At 44.3% G+C, this 20,091-nt stretch carries 19 protein-coding genes; 16 read left to right on the top strand and 3 right to left on the bottom strand.

All coding sequences use genetic code 11. The features are described 5' to 3' along the window. Window positions 1-14: 14 nt before the first annotated feature. From OB236_RS39380 to OB236_RS39400, 5 genes are all read left to right on the top strand, one after another. Window positions 15-470 carry a hypothetical protein gene (locus OB236_RS39380; protein WP_262688983.1) on the top strand — a complete coding sequence of 152 codons (456 nt, stop codon included), beginning with the start codon at window positions 15-17 and terminating at the stop codon, window positions 468-470. Between the two features lie 33 nt (window positions 471-503). Further along, window positions 504-1,916, top strand: coding sequence for an alpha-galactosidase (melA, locus tag OB236_RS39385; protein WP_262688985.1), 1,413 nt, complete (start codon window positions 504-506; stop codon window positions 1,914-1,916). A 385-nt stretch (window positions 1,917-2,301) separates the two neighbouring features. Further along, complete coding sequence (locus OB236_RS39390) at window positions 2,302-3,420, top strand: tyrosine-type recombinase/integrase (protein WP_262688987.1); 1,119 nt, start codon at window positions 2,302-2,304, stop codon at window positions 3,418-3,420. Between the two features lie 93 nt (window positions 3,421-3,513). Beyond that, window positions 3,514-4,668, top strand: a complete 1,155-nt coding sequence (locus OB236_RS39395; RefSeq protein WP_262688988.1) for a tetratricopeptide repeat protein — start codon at window positions 3,514-3,516, stop codon at window positions 4,666-4,668. Between the two features lie 222 nt (window positions 4,669-4,890). Next, entirely contained in the window at window positions 4,891-5,454 is a 564-nt protein-coding gene (locus OB236_RS39400) for a hypothetical protein (protein WP_262688989.1), read from the top strand. A 382-nt stretch (window positions 5,455-5,836) separates the two neighbouring features. Here OB236_RS39400 and OB236_RS40295 read toward each other — a convergent pair whose 3' ends face one another. Both OB236_RS40295 and OB236_RS39405 read right to left on the bottom strand, forming a co-directional pair. After that, on the bottom strand, window positions 5,837-6,112 hold the full coding sequence (locus OB236_RS40295) for a type II toxin-antitoxin system RelE family toxin (protein WP_408638575.1): 276 nt from the start codon (window positions 6,110-6,112) through the stop codon (window positions 5,837-5,839). Next, a complete protein-coding gene (locus OB236_RS39405; RefSeq protein ID WP_262688991.1) occupies window positions 6,087-6,323 on the bottom strand; it encodes a hypothetical protein in 237 nt (78 codons plus the stop codon). The genes OB236_RS40295 and OB236_RS39405 overlap by 26 nt, the downstream gene beginning before the upstream one ends. Window positions 6,324-7,191: 868 nt before the next feature. Between OB236_RS39405 and OB236_RS39410 the strand changes: the two genes are divergently transcribed. The 8 genes from OB236_RS39410 (at window position 7,192) to OB236_RS39445 (ending at window position 16,380) form a co-directional block, all read left to right on the top strand. Continuing rightward, a complete protein-coding gene (locus OB236_RS39410; RefSeq protein ID WP_262688992.1) occupies window positions 7,192-7,818 on the top strand; it encodes a TrkA C-terminal domain-containing protein in 627 nt (208 codons plus the stop codon). Window positions 7,819-8,179: 361 nt separating this feature from the next. Next, entirely contained in the window at window positions 8,180-9,337 is a 1,158-nt protein-coding gene (locus OB236_RS39415; protein ID WP_262688994.1) for a betaine/proline/choline family ABC transporter ATP-binding protein, read from the top strand. Further along, on the top strand, window positions 9,324-10,007 hold the full coding sequence (locus tag OB236_RS39420; protein ID WP_076237031.1) for an ABC transporter permease: 684 nt from the start codon (window positions 9,324-9,326) through the stop codon (window positions 10,005-10,007). Before OB236_RS39415 ends, OB236_RS39420 begins: the two co-directional genes overlap by 14 nt. Before the next feature lie 42 nt (window positions 10,008-10,049). Then, window positions 10,050-10,976: a glycine betaine ABC transporter substrate-binding protein gene (locus tag OB236_RS39425; protein WP_262688996.1), complete on the top strand. Its 927-nt coding sequence runs from the start codon at window positions 10,050-10,052 to the stop codon at window positions 10,974-10,976. A 17-nt stretch (window positions 10,977-10,993) separates the two neighbouring features. Continuing rightward, window positions 10,994-11,686: an ABC transporter permease gene (locus OB236_RS39430; RefSeq protein WP_408638576.1), complete on the top strand. Its 693-nt coding sequence runs from the start codon at window positions 10,994-10,996 to the stop codon at window positions 11,684-11,686. A 170-nt stretch (window positions 11,687-11,856) separates the two neighbouring features. After that, window positions 11,857-12,864: a LacI family DNA-binding transcriptional regulator gene (locus OB236_RS39435; RefSeq protein ID WP_262688998.1), complete on the top strand. Its 1,008-nt coding sequence runs from the start codon at window positions 11,857-11,859 to the stop codon at window positions 12,862-12,864. Window positions 12,865-12,877: 13 nt separating this feature from the next. Next, complete coding sequence (locus OB236_RS39440) at window positions 12,878-14,677, top strand: L-fucose isomerase (protein ID WP_262689000.1); 1,800 nt, start codon at window positions 12,878-12,880, stop codon at window positions 14,675-14,677. A 23-nt stretch (window positions 14,678-14,700) separates the two neighbouring features. Beyond that, window positions 14,701-16,380, top strand: a complete 1,680-nt coding sequence (locus OB236_RS39445) for a ribulokinase (protein WP_262689001.1) — start codon at window positions 14,701-14,703, stop codon at window positions 16,378-16,380. Between the two features lie 190 nt (window positions 16,381-16,570). Here the strand turns inward: OB236_RS39445 and OB236_RS39450 are convergent, their stop codons facing one another. Continuing rightward, entirely contained in the window at window positions 16,571-16,951 is a 381-nt protein-coding gene (locus tag OB236_RS39450) for a hypothetical protein (RefSeq protein ID WP_262689003.1), read from the bottom strand. A gap of 175 nt (window positions 16,952-17,126) precedes the next feature. On the opposite strand from OB236_RS39450, the gene OB236_RS39455 reads away from it, so the two are divergent. The 3 genes from OB236_RS39455 to speD all read left to right on the top strand — a co-directional run bounded on the left by OB236_RS39455 (window position 17,127) and on the right by speD (window position 19,948). Further along, the gene (locus OB236_RS39455; protein ID WP_076237015.1) at window positions 17,127-17,603 is read left to right on the top strand and encodes a nucleoside deaminase; all 477 of its coding nucleotides are present in this window, start codon (window positions 17,127-17,129) and stop codon (window positions 17,601-17,603) included. Window positions 17,604-17,702: 99 nt separating this feature from the next. Then, complete coding sequence (locus OB236_RS39460) at window positions 17,703-18,848, top strand: metallophosphoesterase (RefSeq protein WP_262689006.1); 1,146 nt, start codon at window positions 17,703-17,705, stop codon at window positions 18,846-18,848. Window positions 18,849-19,123: 275 nt separating this feature from the next. Continuing rightward, window positions 19,124-19,948, top strand: a complete 825-nt coding sequence (gene speD / locus OB236_RS39465) for an adenosylmethionine decarboxylase (RefSeq protein WP_076237010.1) — start codon at window positions 19,124-19,126, stop codon at window positions 19,946-19,948. Window positions 19,949-20,091: the final 143 nt, after the last annotated feature.

A 20,091-nucleotide genomic window follows, 5' to 3' on the forward strand; every position in this document is an offset into this window, starting at 1 on the left:
GAAGGGAGAAGCTTATGAGCAGCCGGAAAACTGGATATGGATCATCATCCTTTTTTATACGAATATCCTTAACGAAATCTGGTAAACAAAGCCGTCTTCTTCCTATGATGAGACAGATAGCAAGCCTGCTTATCCTGCTGCTCTTGCTGTCAGTGCTGAACGCGTGCAGCTTATTGCCTGACCAGCGAAGCATTCACCATACAGACTTACAGGCGGCTCTTACTTTCTCCAGTACGAATATCATGATCGACAATGGCAATGATTTTGTCTGGAAAGGAGTTACATTACGACTCAATAATGAGTATGATTTAACGATTGATCTGATGCCGCGCGGCATTACGAGTGTGTCTCTGGCTGATTTTTATAACGTACAGAGACAGCCCTTCAATCCGCAGAGCATGACACCGCATCAGTTGAATATACAGGCTCAAGCCGGATTCGAAAATAAGCCGGGCAGCTTTAATTGGTAACCAATTTGTACAACCACCGGGGAGGAAATCCGAATGAGAAAAATCGCAATAATCGGTGCAGGGAGCATCGTTTTCTGCAAAACATTAATTCTGGATATGATGGCGACAGAAGCGCTGGAGGAAACAACCTTTTATTTGATGGCGCCTTCCACTGGCAAAACGTCACAAGTGGAAGCGTTCGCAAACCGCGTGATCAAGGAAAACGGCTTGAAATCAAAAATTGTCATTACGACAGATCGACGCGAAGCGCTTGCTGATGCCCATTACGTGATTTGCTCATTTCAAATCGGAGGTTTGAATGTATACGAAACGGATTATACGATTCCTCTTCGATACGGTGTGGATCAATGTATCGGGGATACGTTGGGGCCGGGAGGCATATTTCGGGCTATGCGCAGCATACCGGTTATACTCGAAGTCGCACGTGAGATGGAAGAGCTATGTCCACAGGCTACACTGCTGAATTACGTGAATCCGATGGCAATGGTATGCTGGGCGCTGGGTGAGACGAAGGTCAAATTCGTGGGGCTGTGCCACGGTGTACAAACGACTTTGGATTTAATATCCGGTTACGTGGGTGTACCTAAGGAAGAGATCGATTTCTTATGTGCAGGTATTAATCATATGGGCTGGTTCACGAAAATTGAACACCGTGGCAATGATTTGTACCCGATCCTGCGGGAGCGGTTTGAGCAGCCTGAGTTTTATGTGAATGAAAAGGTGAGGGGAGAGGTATTCCGTCATTTTAATTATTTTATGACCGAATCGACAGGGCATCTATCCGAATATGTGCCCTGGTTCCGTAAAAATGCCAAGGCACTGGAGCTATACTGCGACGAACCGGCATTCGGCGGTGAATCCGGTGCCTACTACAACTGGTGCAAATACGTATACAGCAAGTATGGCGAGCAGGATATATTAGCAGGTGAATCCTACAATCTTCCTCCGCGCAGCGTGGAATACTGTGCATATATCATTGAAGCTCTGGAAACGGGTAAACCATTCAAATTCAATGGAAATTTACGAAATAACGGAATGATTACGAATCTCCCTGCGGATTGCTGCGCCGAGGGTCCGATTTTTGCTGATCGCAATGGGTTAAACCGTGTCGTTATAGGCGATCTGCCGCCACAATGTGCAGCATTAAATCTGACCAATATTAACGTCCAGCGGTTAGCGGTGCTGGCTGCCAAATCCGGTGATCCGGAAACGCTCGTTCAGGCTTGTGCCCTTGATCCGCTGACATCGGCTGTGCTGACATTGAACGAGATAAGGGAGATGGTTTCGGAAATGCTCGAAGCGCAGCGTGCCTGGCTTCCTCAATTCGCAGGACGATCCGTCCGCCAAACACCATCCATCCATATTCCGGCAAATGTACAGCGAGCTAATGTCCCGATTGATCCGGCTCTAGCTGTTATTTCACGGTTTGGTGAGCTTTCCAAATAAAAGGCAGTTATGCAGTGGCTGGAGTGTTGCACGAAGCTTTCTCTATACCTTATGAAATCAACAGAAAGACACTAGCGTTGCATCAAATCGCTTAAGTAAATTATTAAAAAATTCTGAACAAAGACCAGCCACATTGCAGTTCGTCGAGCTTACGTCTCTCACGTTGTTGCGAAGAAAGCCATAATCTAAACTTATTTGTCATCCAACAATTGGTTAGAATGAACATCTCTTTACGACAAGTATCCGCAATGATATTATTGAATTATCTTTTACAACTTAAATCGAACCGAAAGCATCGGGGGGTTGCAAAGTCTATCAGAGACTTTGTGAGCCTCCTTTTTCATTTCCATATTTTACAATGATTGATATAATGGAAAGGCGGGTCATGACGGAGATATCCTTATCAAAACGCAATGAAACGACTTTGGCGGTAAAGTTTATCATCTTTTATAAAGATGGCATTGCTAAGATTAAGAATGTACCTGGTAGAAGATGGATTCCCGAAGAATCTATCTGGTCACTGCCTTATACATTGGAAGTGATTAATCAGCTATTGATGACCTTTAAGGACTGCAAATTTTATGTAGAACCACAATTGTTAGAGGAGTGCTACTTGCTTCAATCCTATGAACAGGTAAATATTTCTGATTCATTATCTAATGTATCTCAGTGGGATTCTGTCCTGAGGCAAAGCTTGAAAGATGAATTACTTCTCAGGGGTTATAGTTCAAAAACCGTCAAGGCCTATTTGGGCCAAGTCGAACGTTTTTTCAATTACTTTAAAGAGCAGGATATGTTCTGGAATCATCAAACAATTCATAACTACTCATTATATTTGTTACAAAAAAATTGCTCTCATTCCTATGTAAATCAAGCAATCAGTGCGATTAAATTTTATTTTCAGAAGGTTCTTAAACAAAATGAATCTACACCATATATTAGACCCAAAAAGGAACATAAACTTCCAAATGTTTTATCCCTCAATGAAGTTATGCTCATTTTAAAAGCCATCCATATTTTGAAACATAAAGCCATCTTATATTTAACTTATTCTTCAGGATTACGAGTGAGTGAGGTCGTACGTTTACGATTGCAGGATTTTGATCAAGAACGTAAAACCCTACATATTCGTCAAGGTAAAGGACGAAAAGACCGACTTACCCTTCTATCCGATACAACTTTAGAAGTGTTTCTCCGCTACTATCAGCAAGAAAAACCCGAAATATGGATGTTTCCAGGACAAAACAAGGAGAAGCATCTGACGGAACGCTCGGTGCAAAAAATCTTTGAACAAGCTTTAGTTTCGTCAGGAGTAACAAAAAAAGTTAGTGTACACTCGTTGCGACATTCATTTGCCACTCATCTACTAGAAGGAGGTATCGATATTCGCTACATCCAAGAACTGCTGGGTCATCGAAGTACTCGGACCACCGAACGTTACACACATGTAAGTATAAAAGATGTCAGACATATCAAAAGTCCTCTTGATCAAATTGATGACTGATTTAGTCTGTCTTACACAAAACCGTCACAAATAGTAATATTCCCGAAGTTCGCAAATAAGACGTCATGTGAAAGATCAATAGGGGTGAAAAGAATGTTAAACGACATAGAAGTAAATATAGACATTAAGGGAGAAAAGATAATTAATCACGGACAATTGCCTTTAATTGTTATCGATTCTCCTGTTGGAAAGCGTCTAAAAGGTTTAAAGCATATTAAATTAGATTTATTCATAATTCAGGGATTATTTCAATCATTTATTAACTTAGAGGATTGTGAAGAAAATTATATACTCCAACACAGCTTGTGGTTTGCTGGAGTAACTACTTATGGGCGTTGTTTTACTGAGGCTGCTGGAAGGGGGATTAAGCTTGAGAAATCCAAGTATGTCACCCATTTAGAAGAATCTAAGGTAAGAACACACGATGAAATAATGGAACAAAGAAATAAATATATTGCTCATGCTGATGATAATAATTATGAAGGCTTCGAAGTATTCGGAGTTGTTGATCCAGAAACTAATAAACTATTAGGTCTAACAAATAATTATCACAAAACAGTTGCGGTTAATAGAGAATCAATAAAAAGATATATCGAACTAATAAATGAAATAATTATTCAGGTAGCCCATGATGATGAGAGAGCTAGTAGCGCATTACTAAAACAAATTTCTTCAATACAGGTAGATGAGCTTAGAGTGATTAATCCATTTGTGGATAATAAGAAAGAATTAAGTAAAGTTTATGCGATGTTAGGAACAAAGTATTGCTTAAATAACCAAGACTTTGATAACGGAATTGAGTTTTTAACTAGAGCGATTAATTTAGACCCGGAAGATGATGGGCCTTATATTAATCGAGCCAATGCCTTTGAAACAATCGGGGATATTAATAATCAGCTGAGTGATCTCAATAAAGCATATGAGATTAATCCAAATTCACCTAACGTAAACAATAACTTAGGAAACTTCTTAACTAATCAGAGGAGATACAATGAAGCAATACCATTTTATTTAAGGGCATTAAGTTTAGACAATGATTATCTTAACGTTTATAACAATATAACGTTATGTTTATTTTACTTAAACAGGATAAATGAAGCATTATCGTACATTAATAAAGGGATTTTACTTGATGAATCAAATCCAGAGTTTTATGTTACAAGAGCATTGTGTTTTGAAGGTCTAGGTCTAAACGAAGAAATGGAAGCAGATATAGCCAAAGCAAGGAAACTTGGAAAGAGTATTTAGAGGTTCTATTCAGAGAAGATTAATCCTTCGCATAACACCGTTTTCCCGCTACGGGGCTACGCCCCTTGGTCTGCAAGAGGAATTTCGAGGAAGCGGATTCAGCAGACAACCCTGCACCGCCCAAGTCTGACGACCCGGCGCTACGCGCCTTAGGGCGGTGAGGGTTCGGGAACACACAAACGTCATACGAAATTACATTAAATATAATAAGGAAGATCACAGATGATAAATGAAGAAAAACAAAAATCTTTATTTGCTTTAGATAATGCAAGAAGATGGTGTAAAGCAGTAACTGTCGAAAGCGATAGGATACTAGAATTAAATACTGAAATAATTAGCTTGTTCCAAAAAATGAGAGACTTTACTAGCTTTAATTCCAATGATAGACAAAGAATGGATCATACTTCCGATATGTCTAGACTTGAAGAGTATTATTTTGTAATTGCACTTAATAAAGCTCTTGAATGGCTCATAGAGTGCAAACTATATTTTAATGAAATGCAGGATATAATTAATAGAATAAATATCGAGTTACCCTATATTAGAGAAGCGAGAAATATGAGAGAGCATGAAATTGAATACTATAAGAATAAAGGCCGAAAACAGGAAGATTTTGTTAGACCATTAGGAGCGGAAGGGCAATCAATTGCAGATGCTACTTCCACAATAGTTAATGAAGAAGGCTATTTTGTTGGTGGCAGATTAAGTGTTCAAAAATCAAACGCCATATTCAATGAAATATACAAAGAACTTGAAATTCTGAAGGAAGCTCAATGGAGAATGTAACTTCGTATAACACCGTTTTCCCGCTGCGGGGCATGCGCCCCTTGGTCTGCAAGAGGCATTTCAGGAAGCGTATTCAGCAGACGACCCTGCACAGCCTAACCGCGACGCGGTCGGGACTTCGTCCCTTAAGGCAGTGAGGGTTCGGGAACACAAGAACGTTAGGCGAGATCACCTAACAGTGTTTTCCCACTGCGGGGCATACGCCCCTTGGTCTGCAAGAGGAATTTGGAGCACACCTGCACCGACTAACCGCATCGCGGCCAGGACTACGTCCATTAAGCCAGTGAGGGTTCGGCAACACACAAACGTTAGCAGAAATTGCTGAAAACCTATGAAATATTAATAATCGAAAAAATCTATCCGGTGAGAGGATAGATTTTTGCTATGACTTATAAACATCGCCGTGCGAACCTATTTTAATTACATAAATTAGTAACTTGTCATTTTCAAGAGAATACACAATTCTATAAGAACCTATTCGCAAACGGAATTCATCAATTGTACCTTGCATTCTTTTAATATCAAGCTCAGAATTGAAAGGACTTTCAGACAATATCTGAAGAGAATGAACAATCCGGGTACGTGTTGATTTATCTAATTTTTGAAGATACTTAAAGGCGGATTTATCGAACTCAATTGAGTAACCCATCAATAACATTTTTCAATTTAATACTTTCACCACGTGCAAATGATTCTTTCGCATTTTTAATATCTTCAATATCTTGTTCAGTGGTTGGTTCATCATCCCAAGGGATATAACGAATATTTGGATTATTAACTAATTTGTCCAAGAAATCAGCAGCAATTGGAAGGGCGTTATCAGGTAATTGTTGAATTAATTTATTTAAATCATCTTTTGAAATGGACACTGATCACAACTCCCTTTATTAGACGAATATGACTTATTATAACAAGAATAAACAAAAAAGTTTCAAAAATAGATATAGCGCAAATGATAATTGGTAAGTATTTCAAGATGTCATCTACATCTGCTAACACTGTGTTCCCACTGCGGCTCCTACGGAACCTTCGTCTGCAAGAGGAATTTCGGAGAAGCATATTCAGCAGACAACCCTGCTCAGCCTAACCGCGTCGCGGCCGGACCTACGATCCTTAAGGCAGTGAGGGTTGGTAGATACACAAACGTTAAAAGAAATCCCCGCAAAACTATTGAAAAGAGGAAAACGTCTTTGAAGATCCTTATATCTCAGCCAAAACATGAATCAAATCTTAAACAACTCCAAACAGAAATAGCTTTAGATTATGATTTTGATACCGTATTATTTTCAGAGGGTTACATTACTGATTAAGATAGCGTAACTAAGGCACATGTGTTAGTTAAACAATATAAGAAAATGATAATTACAGGTTATAGAGACAACGGTAAGAAAGACAGGGCTCTAATAATTAACCAGTGGAGAGAACATTTTAGAACGAGCAAAGATAACAGTGCATTTATCACGATGATCATGTCTGTTCCTCAATTCGCAGGACGATCCGTCCGCCAAACACCTTCCATCCATATTCCGGCAAATGTACAGCGAGCTGATGTCCCGATTGACCCGGCTCTAGCTGTTATTTCACGCTTTGGTGAGCTTTCCAAATAAAAGCCAGTTAAGGAGTGGCTGGAGTGTTGCACGAAGCTTTCTCTATACCTTATGATATCAACAGAAAGTAGTATGATGTGTGCATGTTCCTTAGCTACATACAGGTATGCACGAAGAAAGGGCGAGAAAGATGCAAGAGGTCACAGGTTATAAGTCAATAGCGCTCGATATTGCCCAAAGAATTGTAAGTGGAGAGTTTCCCGTCCAGAGTAAAATTTCCGGTCGCTCCTTATTGGCAAGCCAATATCATGTCTCCCCTGAAACGATTCGTAAAGCAATCGGTCTACTGAAGGATGAGAATATTGTTTTCGTTTCACAGGGTAAAGAGATCGTGATCGTATCGGATCAAAACGCTTTCGACTATATAACCAGGAACAATTACCTGAAATCGGTGTACTCGCTCAAACAGGAATTGCAGCTGCTATTGGTTCACAAAAAGGAGATCGATAGCAAGTTTGAGGTGCTGCTTACCGGAATTATCAATGCATCAGACCGACTGCAAAATTTGAAGCCCTACCATCCAGTGGAAATAAAGGTGACAAATATTTCTCATGTTGTCGGTAAGACGATCGCAAATCTTCAATTTTGGCAAAATACAGGTGCGACCATTGTAGCGCTGCGCAGAGGCACACAAGTATCCATCTCGCCGGGCCCCCATGTTATTCTTAGAGAAGACGATGTTCTTGTTGTCGTGGGAGATGGACAAGTTCAAGAAAGAACCGAGCGTTTTCTCAATATACCTCTACAGGAAGAATAAATAGCGAAGCATATAATCAGAGGACTGTTTAGTGGCTTTTTAGGCCATGGAACAGTCTTTTTTGTCATTACAGTGATCGATTATTTATGGACAACAAACAACTTCATTTATAATTTAAGGTTGTCAGTTGGTTGTTGGTTTGTTATAGTATGAATATCTTATTGGAGCGGTGCTTCCCTATTTCGCAGCTTTATTGGCAATTTCTACTTTACTATTGTTTCCAAATAAGACGAATGTACCAAGACTACTGCACTTTGCGTAGCCTTGTATGGCTGCGCCAACAATTACCGAGTGAATAGGAGGGATTCGATCAAACAGCGTAATTTTGAAGCAAATAGAGAAAACGAAAGGTGGTTACCGCATGATTAAATTTAAAGGAGTTAACAAGGTTTATGAGGATGGTCACAAAGTGTTAAACGATATTAACCTGGAATTGAAGGAAGGAGAGATAACGGTACTGATCGGCCCGAGCGGATGCGGAAAAACGACCACGATGAAATTAATCAATCGATTAATCAACCCATCGTCAGGTGAAATCATGATTCATCAGGACAATATTGCCACATTGGATCCCATTGAGCTTAGACGAAAGATCGGTTATGTCATTCAAAATATCGGTTTATTCCCGCATATGACCATTGCACAAAATGTAGGTGTTGTACCTCGTCTTCTAAAGTGGGATAAACTCAAAATCGAGGCAAGGGTTGAAGAACTATTAGAGCTTGTTGGTTTAAAACCTGATATATACCGTAACCGTTACCCGTCAGAATTGAGTGGAGGGCAGCAGCAGCGGGTTGGTGTGATTCGAGCTTTAGCTGCAAACCCGGACGTCATTCTGATGGACGAACCTTTTAGTGCACTGGACCCCATCAGTCGTGAACAATTACAGGATGAGTTGGTTCGTTTGCAGCAGGATATTAAAAAAACAATCGTATTCGTCACCCATGATATGGATGAAGCCATCAAAATCGCAGACACGATTATTTTGATGAAGGATGGGGAGATTGTTCAAACCGGACATCCGGAACAGATTTTGCGACATCCCGCCAACGAATTTGTCAAAAACTTTATTGGCCAAAAAAGACTCCAGTCACACAATACGTTGGAAGCTCCTACAGTTGATGAGGTCATGGTTGATAATCCGGCTACTGCATCTCCTTCGAGAGGTTTGGCTGCAGCGATGAAGCTGATGGAAAAGCGCCGTGTGGATTCCTTATTGATCGTGGATAAAAACAACAAGCTGCAGGGATCGGTATCGATCTACCGTGTTCTCGATCAATATGGAGAAGAAAGCAAAACCGTAGCCGATGTCATGAAGCCAGTGGAGCATGTTGTGCTGACAGGGACTTCGCTTTCCGTAGCCTTAAACATGATGACGGAATATCAATTATCCAATTTAGCCGTTGTACGTGATGACCATTATTTCGTTGGACTTATCACGAGAGGTTCTGTCGTCAGCCATATGGCAGATGTGTATTCTTCTGAAATCATTGGGGGCGATGCCCATGCAGCAATCTAATTTTTTTATAAAATATGTTGAATTTTTGCAGGAAAGATACCCCGATATTTTAATTGCTACGCGTGACCACTTGACTATTTCTGCAGTTTCTATCGTTCTTGGTACGTTGGTTGCCGTTCCGTTAGGTATGTTTCTGGCGAAGAATCAGATGAAATGGCTTCATACCCTCATCTTTACAATCACAAATGTATTTCAGACGATTCCAAGCTTGGCGCTGTTGGCAATTCTGATTCCACTGCTGGGGATCGGGGTGAAGCCGGCCATATTCGCCTTATTTCTATATTCCATACTGCCTATTCTTCGAAATACGTATGCAGGCTTTCATGCTGTCGATCCGTCCATTGTGGAATCGGCACGGGGTATGGGTTACAGTGCGAGTCAGCGCTTGCTGCTCATTCAATTCCCGCTGGCTTTCCCTTATATCATGTCCGGTTTGCGGATCACCACAGTCTATATCATCAGCTGGACCACTTTAGCGGCCTTAATCGGAGCTGGGGGCCTCGGAGAACTCATCGTTTCGGGTATCGGTGTCAATAAGAAAGAGCTTATTATTTCAGGGGCTGTTTCCGCTATCCTATTGGCGCTTCTTGCTGATCGAATTCTGGGCAGTATTGAAAAAAGGGTTTCCCGAAAAGCTCAAACGACGTCATTGAACGCAACCAAGGCTTGAAAGAACTTGTAAATAAATCAAAACGATATATATGGAGGAATTATGAGAAAAAAAGGGATATTGCTTACAGTTAGTTTCGCATTGTTGGGGTCGTTGGTATTGTCTGCATGCAGTGATCAAGGTGCGAGCAGCGGTAAGGAGGGTGCGGCGCCAGCTTCGATCAATATCGGCACCCAAACCTACACCGAACCGAAAATTTTAGCCGAAATGTACAAAGCATTAATTGAACAAAACACGAAGGTAAAAGTGAAAATTGTACCAGATCTCGCTGCAAGCCCGATTGTCATTCAATCGATGAAGAACAATGACATTCAAATGGCCACTTTGTATACGGGAGAGATTTTTAACGGATATTTCGATATTCAAGACACGAAGGATCGCAAAGAGGTTTTAAAGCAAGCTCAGGAGGGATTCGACAAAACGTTTGCTTTCAAATGGTTTGAACCTTATGGCTTTGAAAATACGTATGCCTTCACCGTGCGCAAGGAGCTTGCTGATCAACACAAGCTGAGCACCGTATCCGATTTGAAGGAGCTTGCCCAAACGATGAAGCTCGGTGTGGATACGACCTGGCTTGAAAGAGATAACGATGGCTACAGAGCCTTTACCAAGTTCTATGGCTTTGCCTTCGGAGAGAGATTTCCGATGGAAATATCCTTAGTTTATCAAGCAGTTGCTGATAAAAAGGTAGATGTCGTCCTTGCCTACACAACAGATCCGGGAATCAAGCAGTATAACCTGCAGGCCCTAAAGGATGACAAACAATTTTTCCCGCCTTATGATGCTTCTCCAGTAGTAAGAAAGGATATCTTACAGCAGCTGCCTGAACTGAATGATGTCATTACTTCCTTGGCAGGAAAAATTGATGCCGAAGCGATGACTGCCTTGAACTATGAGGTGGATGTGAATAAACGTAGTCCACAGGAGGTAGCCGCACAATTTTTGAAGGAAATCGGATTGCTGAAATAAGTTGAGGATGTGAGACAATGAATCAGAACGGCAATGGAATCATAGAGCTCTTTCAGTATATGCAGGACCATGCAGTTCACCTGCTAAGCTTGACCTGGGGTCATATCATCATGGTATTCAGTGGACTTAGCCTCGCTCTCATCGTCGGTATACCGTTAGGTGTTGTCAGCGCACGCAATGAACGACTGGCATCCGTCATATTGGCCGTAGCCAATGTGATTCAAGTGATGCCGAGTCTAGCCTTATTGGCATTATTAATGTTATACCTTGGATTGGGCTTTAAAACGATAGTAGTCGGTTTGTTCTTTTATTCGCTGCTTCCGATTATTCGCAACACCTACGTGGGTTTGAAGGAAGTCGATGCAGGGATCAGCGAGGCTGGCAAGGGACTCGGCATGAGCCCTTGGCAGCTGCTGCTAAAGGTTCAACTGCCGCTTTCATTACCGTTTCTGATGGCAGGACTTCGTGTAGCTGCTGTCATAGCCATCGGTGTGGCGACGCTGGCTCCGTTATTTGGAGGGGATGGACTTGGAAGGGAAATTTACTCCGGACTAAACCTTCGCAACTCTCTGAAAATTTATGCAGGAGCTATTCCTGCTGCGGTATTGGCTATATTGGCGGATATATTCCTGGGCAGGCTGCAGGAAAAGCTGAAGACCGGGAGCCGCCAGCAAAAGCCGACTTTGAATCACGGATCAGCAAAAGCTTGAACCTATACGTGTATCAGCATAAACAGGTGTTGGTTGTTCACTTAATTGAGGTCTCTGAGGCCTCTTTTTTCTTTGATAAAAACCACTTGACCGGATTTTGAAAACGAATTATAGTTATATGTAATCGATTACGTAAACGATTACAGAGTAAAACTCCCAGGAGGGCAATTATGGCAAAGGCCACAATCAAGCAAGTAGCCGCAGAGGCAGGCGTATCTACAGCCACCATATCGCGGGTACTGAACAGCAGCGGCTATGTCAGCGATGAGGTCAAAAATCGAGTGATGCTCGCAGTCAACAAGCTGCAATACCAGCCTAACGCCATTGCGAGAAGCCTGAAGCAGGACAAGAGTTTTACGATTGGCGTTGTGCTGCCGGACATATCGAATCCATTTTTTATGACGATATGCCGAGGGCTGGAGGATGTGGTTCAGGAATACGGCTACCACCTGATCTTTTGCAGCTCTGATGAGCTGCCGGAGAAAGAAGCGCAGCTGCTGCAGCTGATGACCGAGAAAAGAGTGGACGCTGTTGTCCTGGCTACCACAGGAGGCAATGAGGATCTGGTGGCACGAATGTCGGCTGCTGGGATTCAGTTTATTTTGGTCGATAGAAGTCTGGATTTACCCGGACCTGCTGTTGACCTCGTAGCTGAAGATGATGTGAACGGAGCTTACGAGCTGACGAAGCAGTTAATTCTACAGGGTCACTCCGTTATCGGCGTGATTAATGGCTGTATGGGGGTCAGTACGGGGCAGGATCGATTTGTCGGCTATCTGAAAGCTTTTACGGAGGCTGGTATGGAGCATGAGGCTGCGTATGATTATGACGGCAAGTTCACGGAGTCGGGTGGAAGAGAGGCTGTAAGGTACTTTCTGCAAATGGCAAAGCCGCCGACAGCACTATTATCCTTCAATAACAAAATGACGTTTGGGGCGCTGCTGGAGCTGACCGAGAACGGTCGGGACATACCCGGTGACATCGCGATTGCTTCGTATGGAGAAGTGGAGGCGGCAAGGCTGCTCAAGCGCTCCGGCATTGTGTATGTCGATCAAAAGCCGTACGAATTGGGTATCAAGGCTGGAAGAACGGTTTTGCATCGATTGGAGAAGGGTGCGGAAAGTTCAGAGGCCGTTCGCGATATTTTACAACCTATAATTAAAAAATTGGAATCCTGAGAGGAGCTTTTTTATGAAACATGTAGAAGCGGTTAATCGTTTGAACGGCAGTATGCCGAAAATTGGTATTCGTCCTGCGGTTGATGGTCGTCGCGGCGGGATTCGGGAGTCGTTGGAGGAAGTGACGATGAACATGGCACAGGCTGTGGCGGAGTTTTTGTCGTCCCATTTACGCCATTCGAATGGATTGCCGGTGGAATGTGTCGTAGCGGATACGTGTATCGGTGGTGTAGCGGAAGCTGCGCGGACAGCCGAGAAATTCGCACGCGCAGGCGTTGGTGTCAGCATCACAGTCACTCCTTCGTGGTGCTATCCGACAGAAACCATCGACACGGATCCAACGATTCCTAAAGCGATTTGGGGATTCAATGGAACTGAGCGTCCGGGAGCAGTATATTTGGCTGCTGCATTGGCTGCGCATAACCAGAAGGGGCTTCCCGCCTTCAGTATTTATGGCAAAGACGTACAGGATATCGGCGATACGACGATTACTCCTGATGTTCAGCAGAAGCTTCTGCAATTTGCCAAAGCTGGCTTGGCTGTAGCGACGATGCGAGGCAAGTCGTACCTGTCGATGGGCTCTGTCTCGATGGGAATCGCTGGCTGCATTGCAGACGAGAGCTTTTTCCAAAGCTACCTGGGCATGCGCAACGAGTATGTGGACATGACCGAGTTTGTGCGCCGGATGGAGCTCGGCATTTATGATAAGGAAGAATATGAGCGTGCTTTGGTGTGGACGAAGGAGAACTGCAAGGAGGGCGGGGATGTGAATCCGCCTGAGCTGACACGGACTCGTGAACAAAAGGATCAAGACTGGGAAACGGTTGTCAAAATGACTTTGATTGCAAGAGATTTAATGATCGGCAATCCGCAGCTCGATGGCATTGGCTATGGAGAGGAAGCGCTGGGCCACAATGCGATAGCCGCAGGCTTTCAAGGTCAGCGGGCTTGGACGGATTTCTTCCCGAATGGTGATTTTATGGAGGCGATCTTGTCTAGCTCGTTCGATTGGAATGGCATTCGGGAGCCTTATGTAATTGCAACAGAAAATGATACGCTGAATGGGATTACGATGCTGTTCGGACATTTACTTACGAATGCGGCGCAAATTTTTGCCGATGTCCGTACGTATTGGAGTCCTGAAGCGGTGAAGCGTGTAACCGGCAAGGAGCTTGAAGGCAGAGCCAAGGATGGCGTTATCCATCTGATTAACTCGGGTCCAGCGGCACTTGATGGAACGGGCACACAAAGCGTGGAGGGTCAACCCGCAATGAAGCCTTATTGGGACATTACAGCCGAAGAGGTGAAGCAATCCTTGGAGGTCACCCAGTGGTGCCCGGCGGTTGACTTCTTCCGTGGAGGTGGATTTTCCACCGATTTTACAACACGCGGCGGGATGCCGGTGACGATGGCCAGAATCAATCTGATTGCAGGTCTTGGACATGTGCTGCAGCTGGCTGAAGGTTATACGGTCGAGCTGCCGGATGATGTTCACGATAAGCTGGATCAACGCAGCAACCCGACATGGCCGACGACCTGGTTCGTACCGAATCTGACTGGGACGGGTGCTTTTAAAGATGTGTACTCGGTCATGTACAACTGGGGCTCCAATCATGGTTCAGTGAGCTATGGACATATCGGCGGAGACTTGATCACATTAGCCTCGATGCTGCGGATTCCAGTCAGCATGCATAATGTGGCTGAAGAACGCTTGTTCCAGCCAAGTGCCTGGAGTGCCTTTGGTGCAAGTGATCGTACGGGAGCCGATTTCCGTGCTTGCGATAACTTTGGTCCTTTATATGGCAAGAAGTAGACTGTAGGGAGGACTTATTCATTATGAAAAAATCATATGCAATCGGTGTGGATTACGGCACGGAATCGGGAAGAGCGCTGCTGGTTGATATTTCGAATGGCGCGGAAATTGCTACACATGTAACCAAATACCCACATGGGGTTATCGATGAACGACTGCCTGTCTCGGGCCGTCGTCTGGAAGCGGATTGGGCGCTGCAGCACCCTGACGATTATTTGGAGGTGCTCCGGCAGTCCGTTCCCGCGGTCGTTCGAGAATCTGGTGTTGATCCTGCTGACGTGATTGGTATCGGGATCGATTTTACTGCCTGCACCATGCTGCCGCTCGACAGTGCAGGTCAACCTTTGTGCTTCGATCCACAGCATCGCGATAATCCGCACAGCTGGGTCAAGCTGTGGAAGCATCATGCTGCACAGGAAGAAGCGAACCGGATCAATGAGGCGGCTGAGCAGCGGGGCGAAGCGTTTTTGGCCCGCTATGGGGGTAAAATCTCCTCGGAGTGGATGCTCGCCAAGGTATGGCAAATTTTGAATGAAGCACCTGAGCTGTATGACCAGACAGATCAGTTTCTGGAAGCGGCTGATTGGGTCGTTTCCCAAATGACAGGACAAATCGCCAAGAATAGCTGCACAGCGGGCTACAAAGCTATTTGGCATAAAGAGCAGGGATATCCATCCTCTGATTTTCTGGGTTCTCTCGATCCACGGCTGGCGGATTTGACAAGTACCAAGCTGCGTGGAGCGATTCATCCACTGGGTACGAAGGCGGGTGGTTTGACAGAGGAAATGGCGATGTCTTTGGGTCTGCGAGCAGGCACTGCGGTTGCTGTAGCCAATGTGGATGCCCATGCTGCAGTTCCTGCTGTTGGTGTGGTCGAACCGGGTAAGCTGGTTATGGCGATGGGTACATCCATATGCCACTTGCTTCTCGACGAAACCGAGAAGCAGGTCGAGGGCATGTGCGGTGTTGTAGAGGATGGAATTATCCCTGGGTATTACGGCTATGAAGCAGGACAATCGGCGGTAGGGGATATATTCGCCTGGTATGTAGAGCAGGGAGTTCCCGCTTATGTCGAGCAAGCGGCTGCGGGTATCGGTGTTCATGAATGGCTAGAGCAGCAGGCTTCGGCATATCAACCGGGTGAAACCGGGCTGCTTGCGCTTGATTGGTGGAACGGCAACCGCTCCGTGCTGGTCAATGCTGATCTAACCGGACTTCTGATAGGCTGCACACTGCAGACGAAGCCGGAGGAAATCTACCGTGCCCTGCTTGAAGCCACAGCCTTTGGTACAAGGAAAATTATCGATGCCTTTAACGACAATGGGGTTAAAGTGAACGAACTGTATGCATGCGGTGGGCTGCCGCAGCGCAACCGGCTGCTGATGCAAATCTATGCGGACGTAACCGGACGCGAGATCAAGATCGCTGATTCCACGCAAACACCTGCCTTGGGTGCCGCTATGTTTGGCGCAGTAGCCGCTGGAGCTGCGGCTGGTGGCTATGATAATATCGTCGATGCCGCTGAACAGATGGCCAGAGTCAGAGAAGAAACGTTCCAGCCTAATTCTGCACATACAGCTGTTTATGATAAGCTGTATGCGGAGTACTGCACCTTGCACGATTATTTTGGTCGTGGTGCCAATCCGATTATGAAGCGATTGAAACAGATCAGTGAGGAAGCAGCACAGCCTTCTATTTCGTAATCGATTCTTGCTAAGAGTGCGATGAATAATTACAACTGCGCTCATTATCCACCGCACTCTTAAAGAGCAGGTAATCGGCCGAGAAAAAGCCTCAATCCTTAAAGTCAGACGGGGATTGAGGCTTTTCCATGTCAGAAGCAGGCTGAAGTCTAATCGCAGACACTCGCGCCCTACAGTGCAATCATCCAGGCTATTGCTTGGACTTTTGCTCCTCATATCCAGCATGATGATAGTCCGGGCTTAACAAGCGCGGTAATATACCCATTTTTTCTATATGCTTTTTGGTTTCATAGGTTCCTATTTCATATAAATACCGATAAATGTTAAGGATATCTCCATTAAACCGTTCTGTAGAGGGGTCCTGATCGGCAGTTTTGTATGGGATGGTTGCACGTTTAAACGTTAATTCCTCGGATGCTGCTTGCTTGTCGAACAAATCCCGCAATACGGCAATTTCCTCAACGCTTGCCTCTACAACAAATTCATGGGATCGATTGGCCTTGTCCTGCAGCGCCTGCAGCTCTTCGATAAGCCCCGTTGCAACGGTTACGTAATAGGTAGATTTGGGCATGTGAATTTCCTCCTGAGCCATTCGATTTATATCCATTTGTTAACCGTCCTGCCTAACAATGAAACAGAGGTGGAAAGAATGAACATTTATTTTGTAAATGATCCTGATTTGATCTATTATTAATATGTTGGAAATTACATATGAAATTGTTTACCCAATAGGGAGGTGGTCATGGATGATAAATGAACAAGAGCAGCGCATGCAGGAGGCGATAGAACTTGCTGTCCAGAACGTGTTAACCGGCCAAGGGGGACCATTCGGCGCTATTGTCGTACGTAATGGTGAAATTATCGGTAGAGGTAGCAATCTGGTTACTTTAAACAATGATCCAACAGCGCATGCGGAAGTACAAGCCATTCGCGATGCATGTAAGAATATTGGCAGCTTTCAGTTAACTGGATGTGAGATTTATACAAGCTGCGAACCTTGTCCGATGTGTATCGGTGCGATATATTGGGCCCGGCCTGACGCTGTCTATTATGCCTGTACGAAAGAGGATGCTGCAGCCATTGACTTTGACGATCACTTTATATATGAGCAGATCGCCTTACCTATGGAACAACGCTCGATTGTGATGAAGCAAATGAAGCCAGACCAGTACAAGCGGCCTTTTGAGCAGTGGGCTGTGTCGGATATCAAGAAGGAATATTAATTCAAAGCACGAGAATAAAGATCAAGCTGGAATACAAGCTAAGCGAAAACGACTTGCAAAATTAGATTTTCTAATGGAAATGATCAGGAGTGTCAGAGGATGAACCCGCGATTTGCAGTAGTGATTACTATATTTTTATCGATATTTGCCTTGATCAATTATTATATTGGCTGGCATGCGCAGTTGTTTTTGAGTCACGTATTTCATATACAACATTTTACGATTTGGTGGATTTGCTATTGGTTGATTGCCTTTTCTTATATTATTGGACGTCTGGGCTCGCGTTATCTTCCTTACTCGCTTTCAAGCGTTTTGAAGAAGATCGGATCTTACTGGTTCGCTGTGATGTATTTTACGTTCATATTGCTTCCGTTTGTTGATCTGGCTGCCTTGGTGCTATGGTTATTCTCCGTTCCATTATCACTCAGCGTGCTTATTCTTGGGAGCTTATTGTGTTTGGTTGTGCTGCTGCTCATGGCCCGTGGCTTGTGGAATGCGCGCAATCCGATTGTTCGCACGTACGAGATGTCGATACCCAAAGACGGAGGTCAGCTCGACAAGCTAAGGGTGGCCGTTGCATCAGATATTCATCTGGGCTCGGTTGTAGGCAACAAAAAGCTTCAGGTGCTGGTTGATCAAATCAACGCCTTGAATCCGGATTTGATTCTGCTGCCAGGTGATATTATCGATGATGACATCAAGCCCTTTATCCGTCATAATATGGGGGCTGTGATGAAGCAGCTGCGTTCGCGGCTCGGGATCTATGCCGTTCTGGGCAACCATGAATACATGGGTGGCCACATTCAAGAATTCACCGAGCAGATGAGTGCGATTGGGATCGATGTGCTGATGGATCGATCGGTGAAGATTGCCGACAGCTTTTATGTCATTGGCCGCAAAGATAAAGCTGCTGAGCATGGTGGACCGAGTGGCAGGGAGGAACTGGACGCTTTGCTTGCCAGTGTGGATAAAACACTCCCTCTGATCCTGATGGATCATCAGCCGCATCGGCTAGATAAGGCAGAGGCCGCAGGTGTTGATATTATGTTGTCTGGTCATACCCATCGCGGACAAATGATGCCGAATCACCTGATCACAAGACGCCTCTTTGAACTGGACTGGGGCTATCTAAAGAAAGGCAACCTGCATGCGGTTGTGTCCTCAGGCTTCGGAACGTGGGGGCCGCCCGTTCGTATTGGCAGCAGATCGGAAGTCATAGAGCTTATCATTCATTTTGAAGGATAAATGCTTTGTTCGCCGGGGCGTTGAGCTGGCGGACAAAGTTTTTTGGTGTTTATGAGAGCATTATACTATGTTACACTGGCTACAAATATACCTGATTGACTCGCACACACTGGTATGGCAACCGAAGGTGCGCGTGGGGTCAAGGCTGAGATTATGGACGCGAAAGCTTGATATTCGTGAAGAATTCGTAAAACATCTATACGCACAGCGGTTTTATGGGTAATATAAGTAGATTCAAGCTTATTCAGACTATAAGAATTGAGGATGTGTTCATCATGACATTAACGCCCGAGCAGCGAATAACCTTACATGGGTTTAATAATTTAACGAAATCGTTAAGCTTTAACATGTATGACGTTTGTTATACGAAAACCAAAGAAGAGCGTGAGGCCTATATAGCCTACATCGATGAACAGTATAATGCTGAGAGACTGACTGGAATTTTGCAAACAGTAACCACGATTATCGGTGCACATGTACTGAATATTGCCCGTCAGGACTACGATCCTCAAGGAGCGAGTGTCACCATTCTCATCTCGGAGGAGCCAGTTGAAGCCAAGAAGGAATCGTTTGACGAATCGCCAGGACCTCTTCCTGAGGCTGTCGTCATGCATTTAAATAAAAGTCATATTACCGTTCATACTTATCCTGAATATCATCCAGATGAAGGTATCAGTACATTCCGCGCGGATATTGATGTGTCGACCTGTGGTGAAATTTCACCACTCAAGGCCTTGAACTATTTGATTCATTCCTTCGATACCGATATTATGACGATTGATTATCGGGTTCGGGGCTTCACGAGAGATATCCGCGGCAACAAACTGTTTATTGATCATGATATCAGTTCGATCCAAAACTACATTCCGGAAGAAATTATCAATATGTATGATATGATCGATGTGAATGTATACCAGGAAAATATTTTTCATACCAAATGCAAGCTTAAGCAGTTCGATATTAACAACTACTTATTCGGTTATACCAAGGAAAAGCTGGCGCCCGGTGAAGAAAAGAAGATTACAGAGCGGCTGAAAGTGGAAATGGACGAAATCTTTTACGGTAAAAATACAAATCGTGGTGGAATGCGGATCAATTAGCGTTAGCCATAGTGTCTCATGACCTGCCTATCCTGTTTGGAATCGGCTCAATTAGGTGATCCATGACCTGATTGGGCTTTTGGCTTTGTACGATGTGTAGTATGCTCTTAGTTGAATAACGAAATGGCGGGTGAAGTTAATCC

It is taken from the genome of Paenibacillus baimaensis, assembly GCF_025567575.1.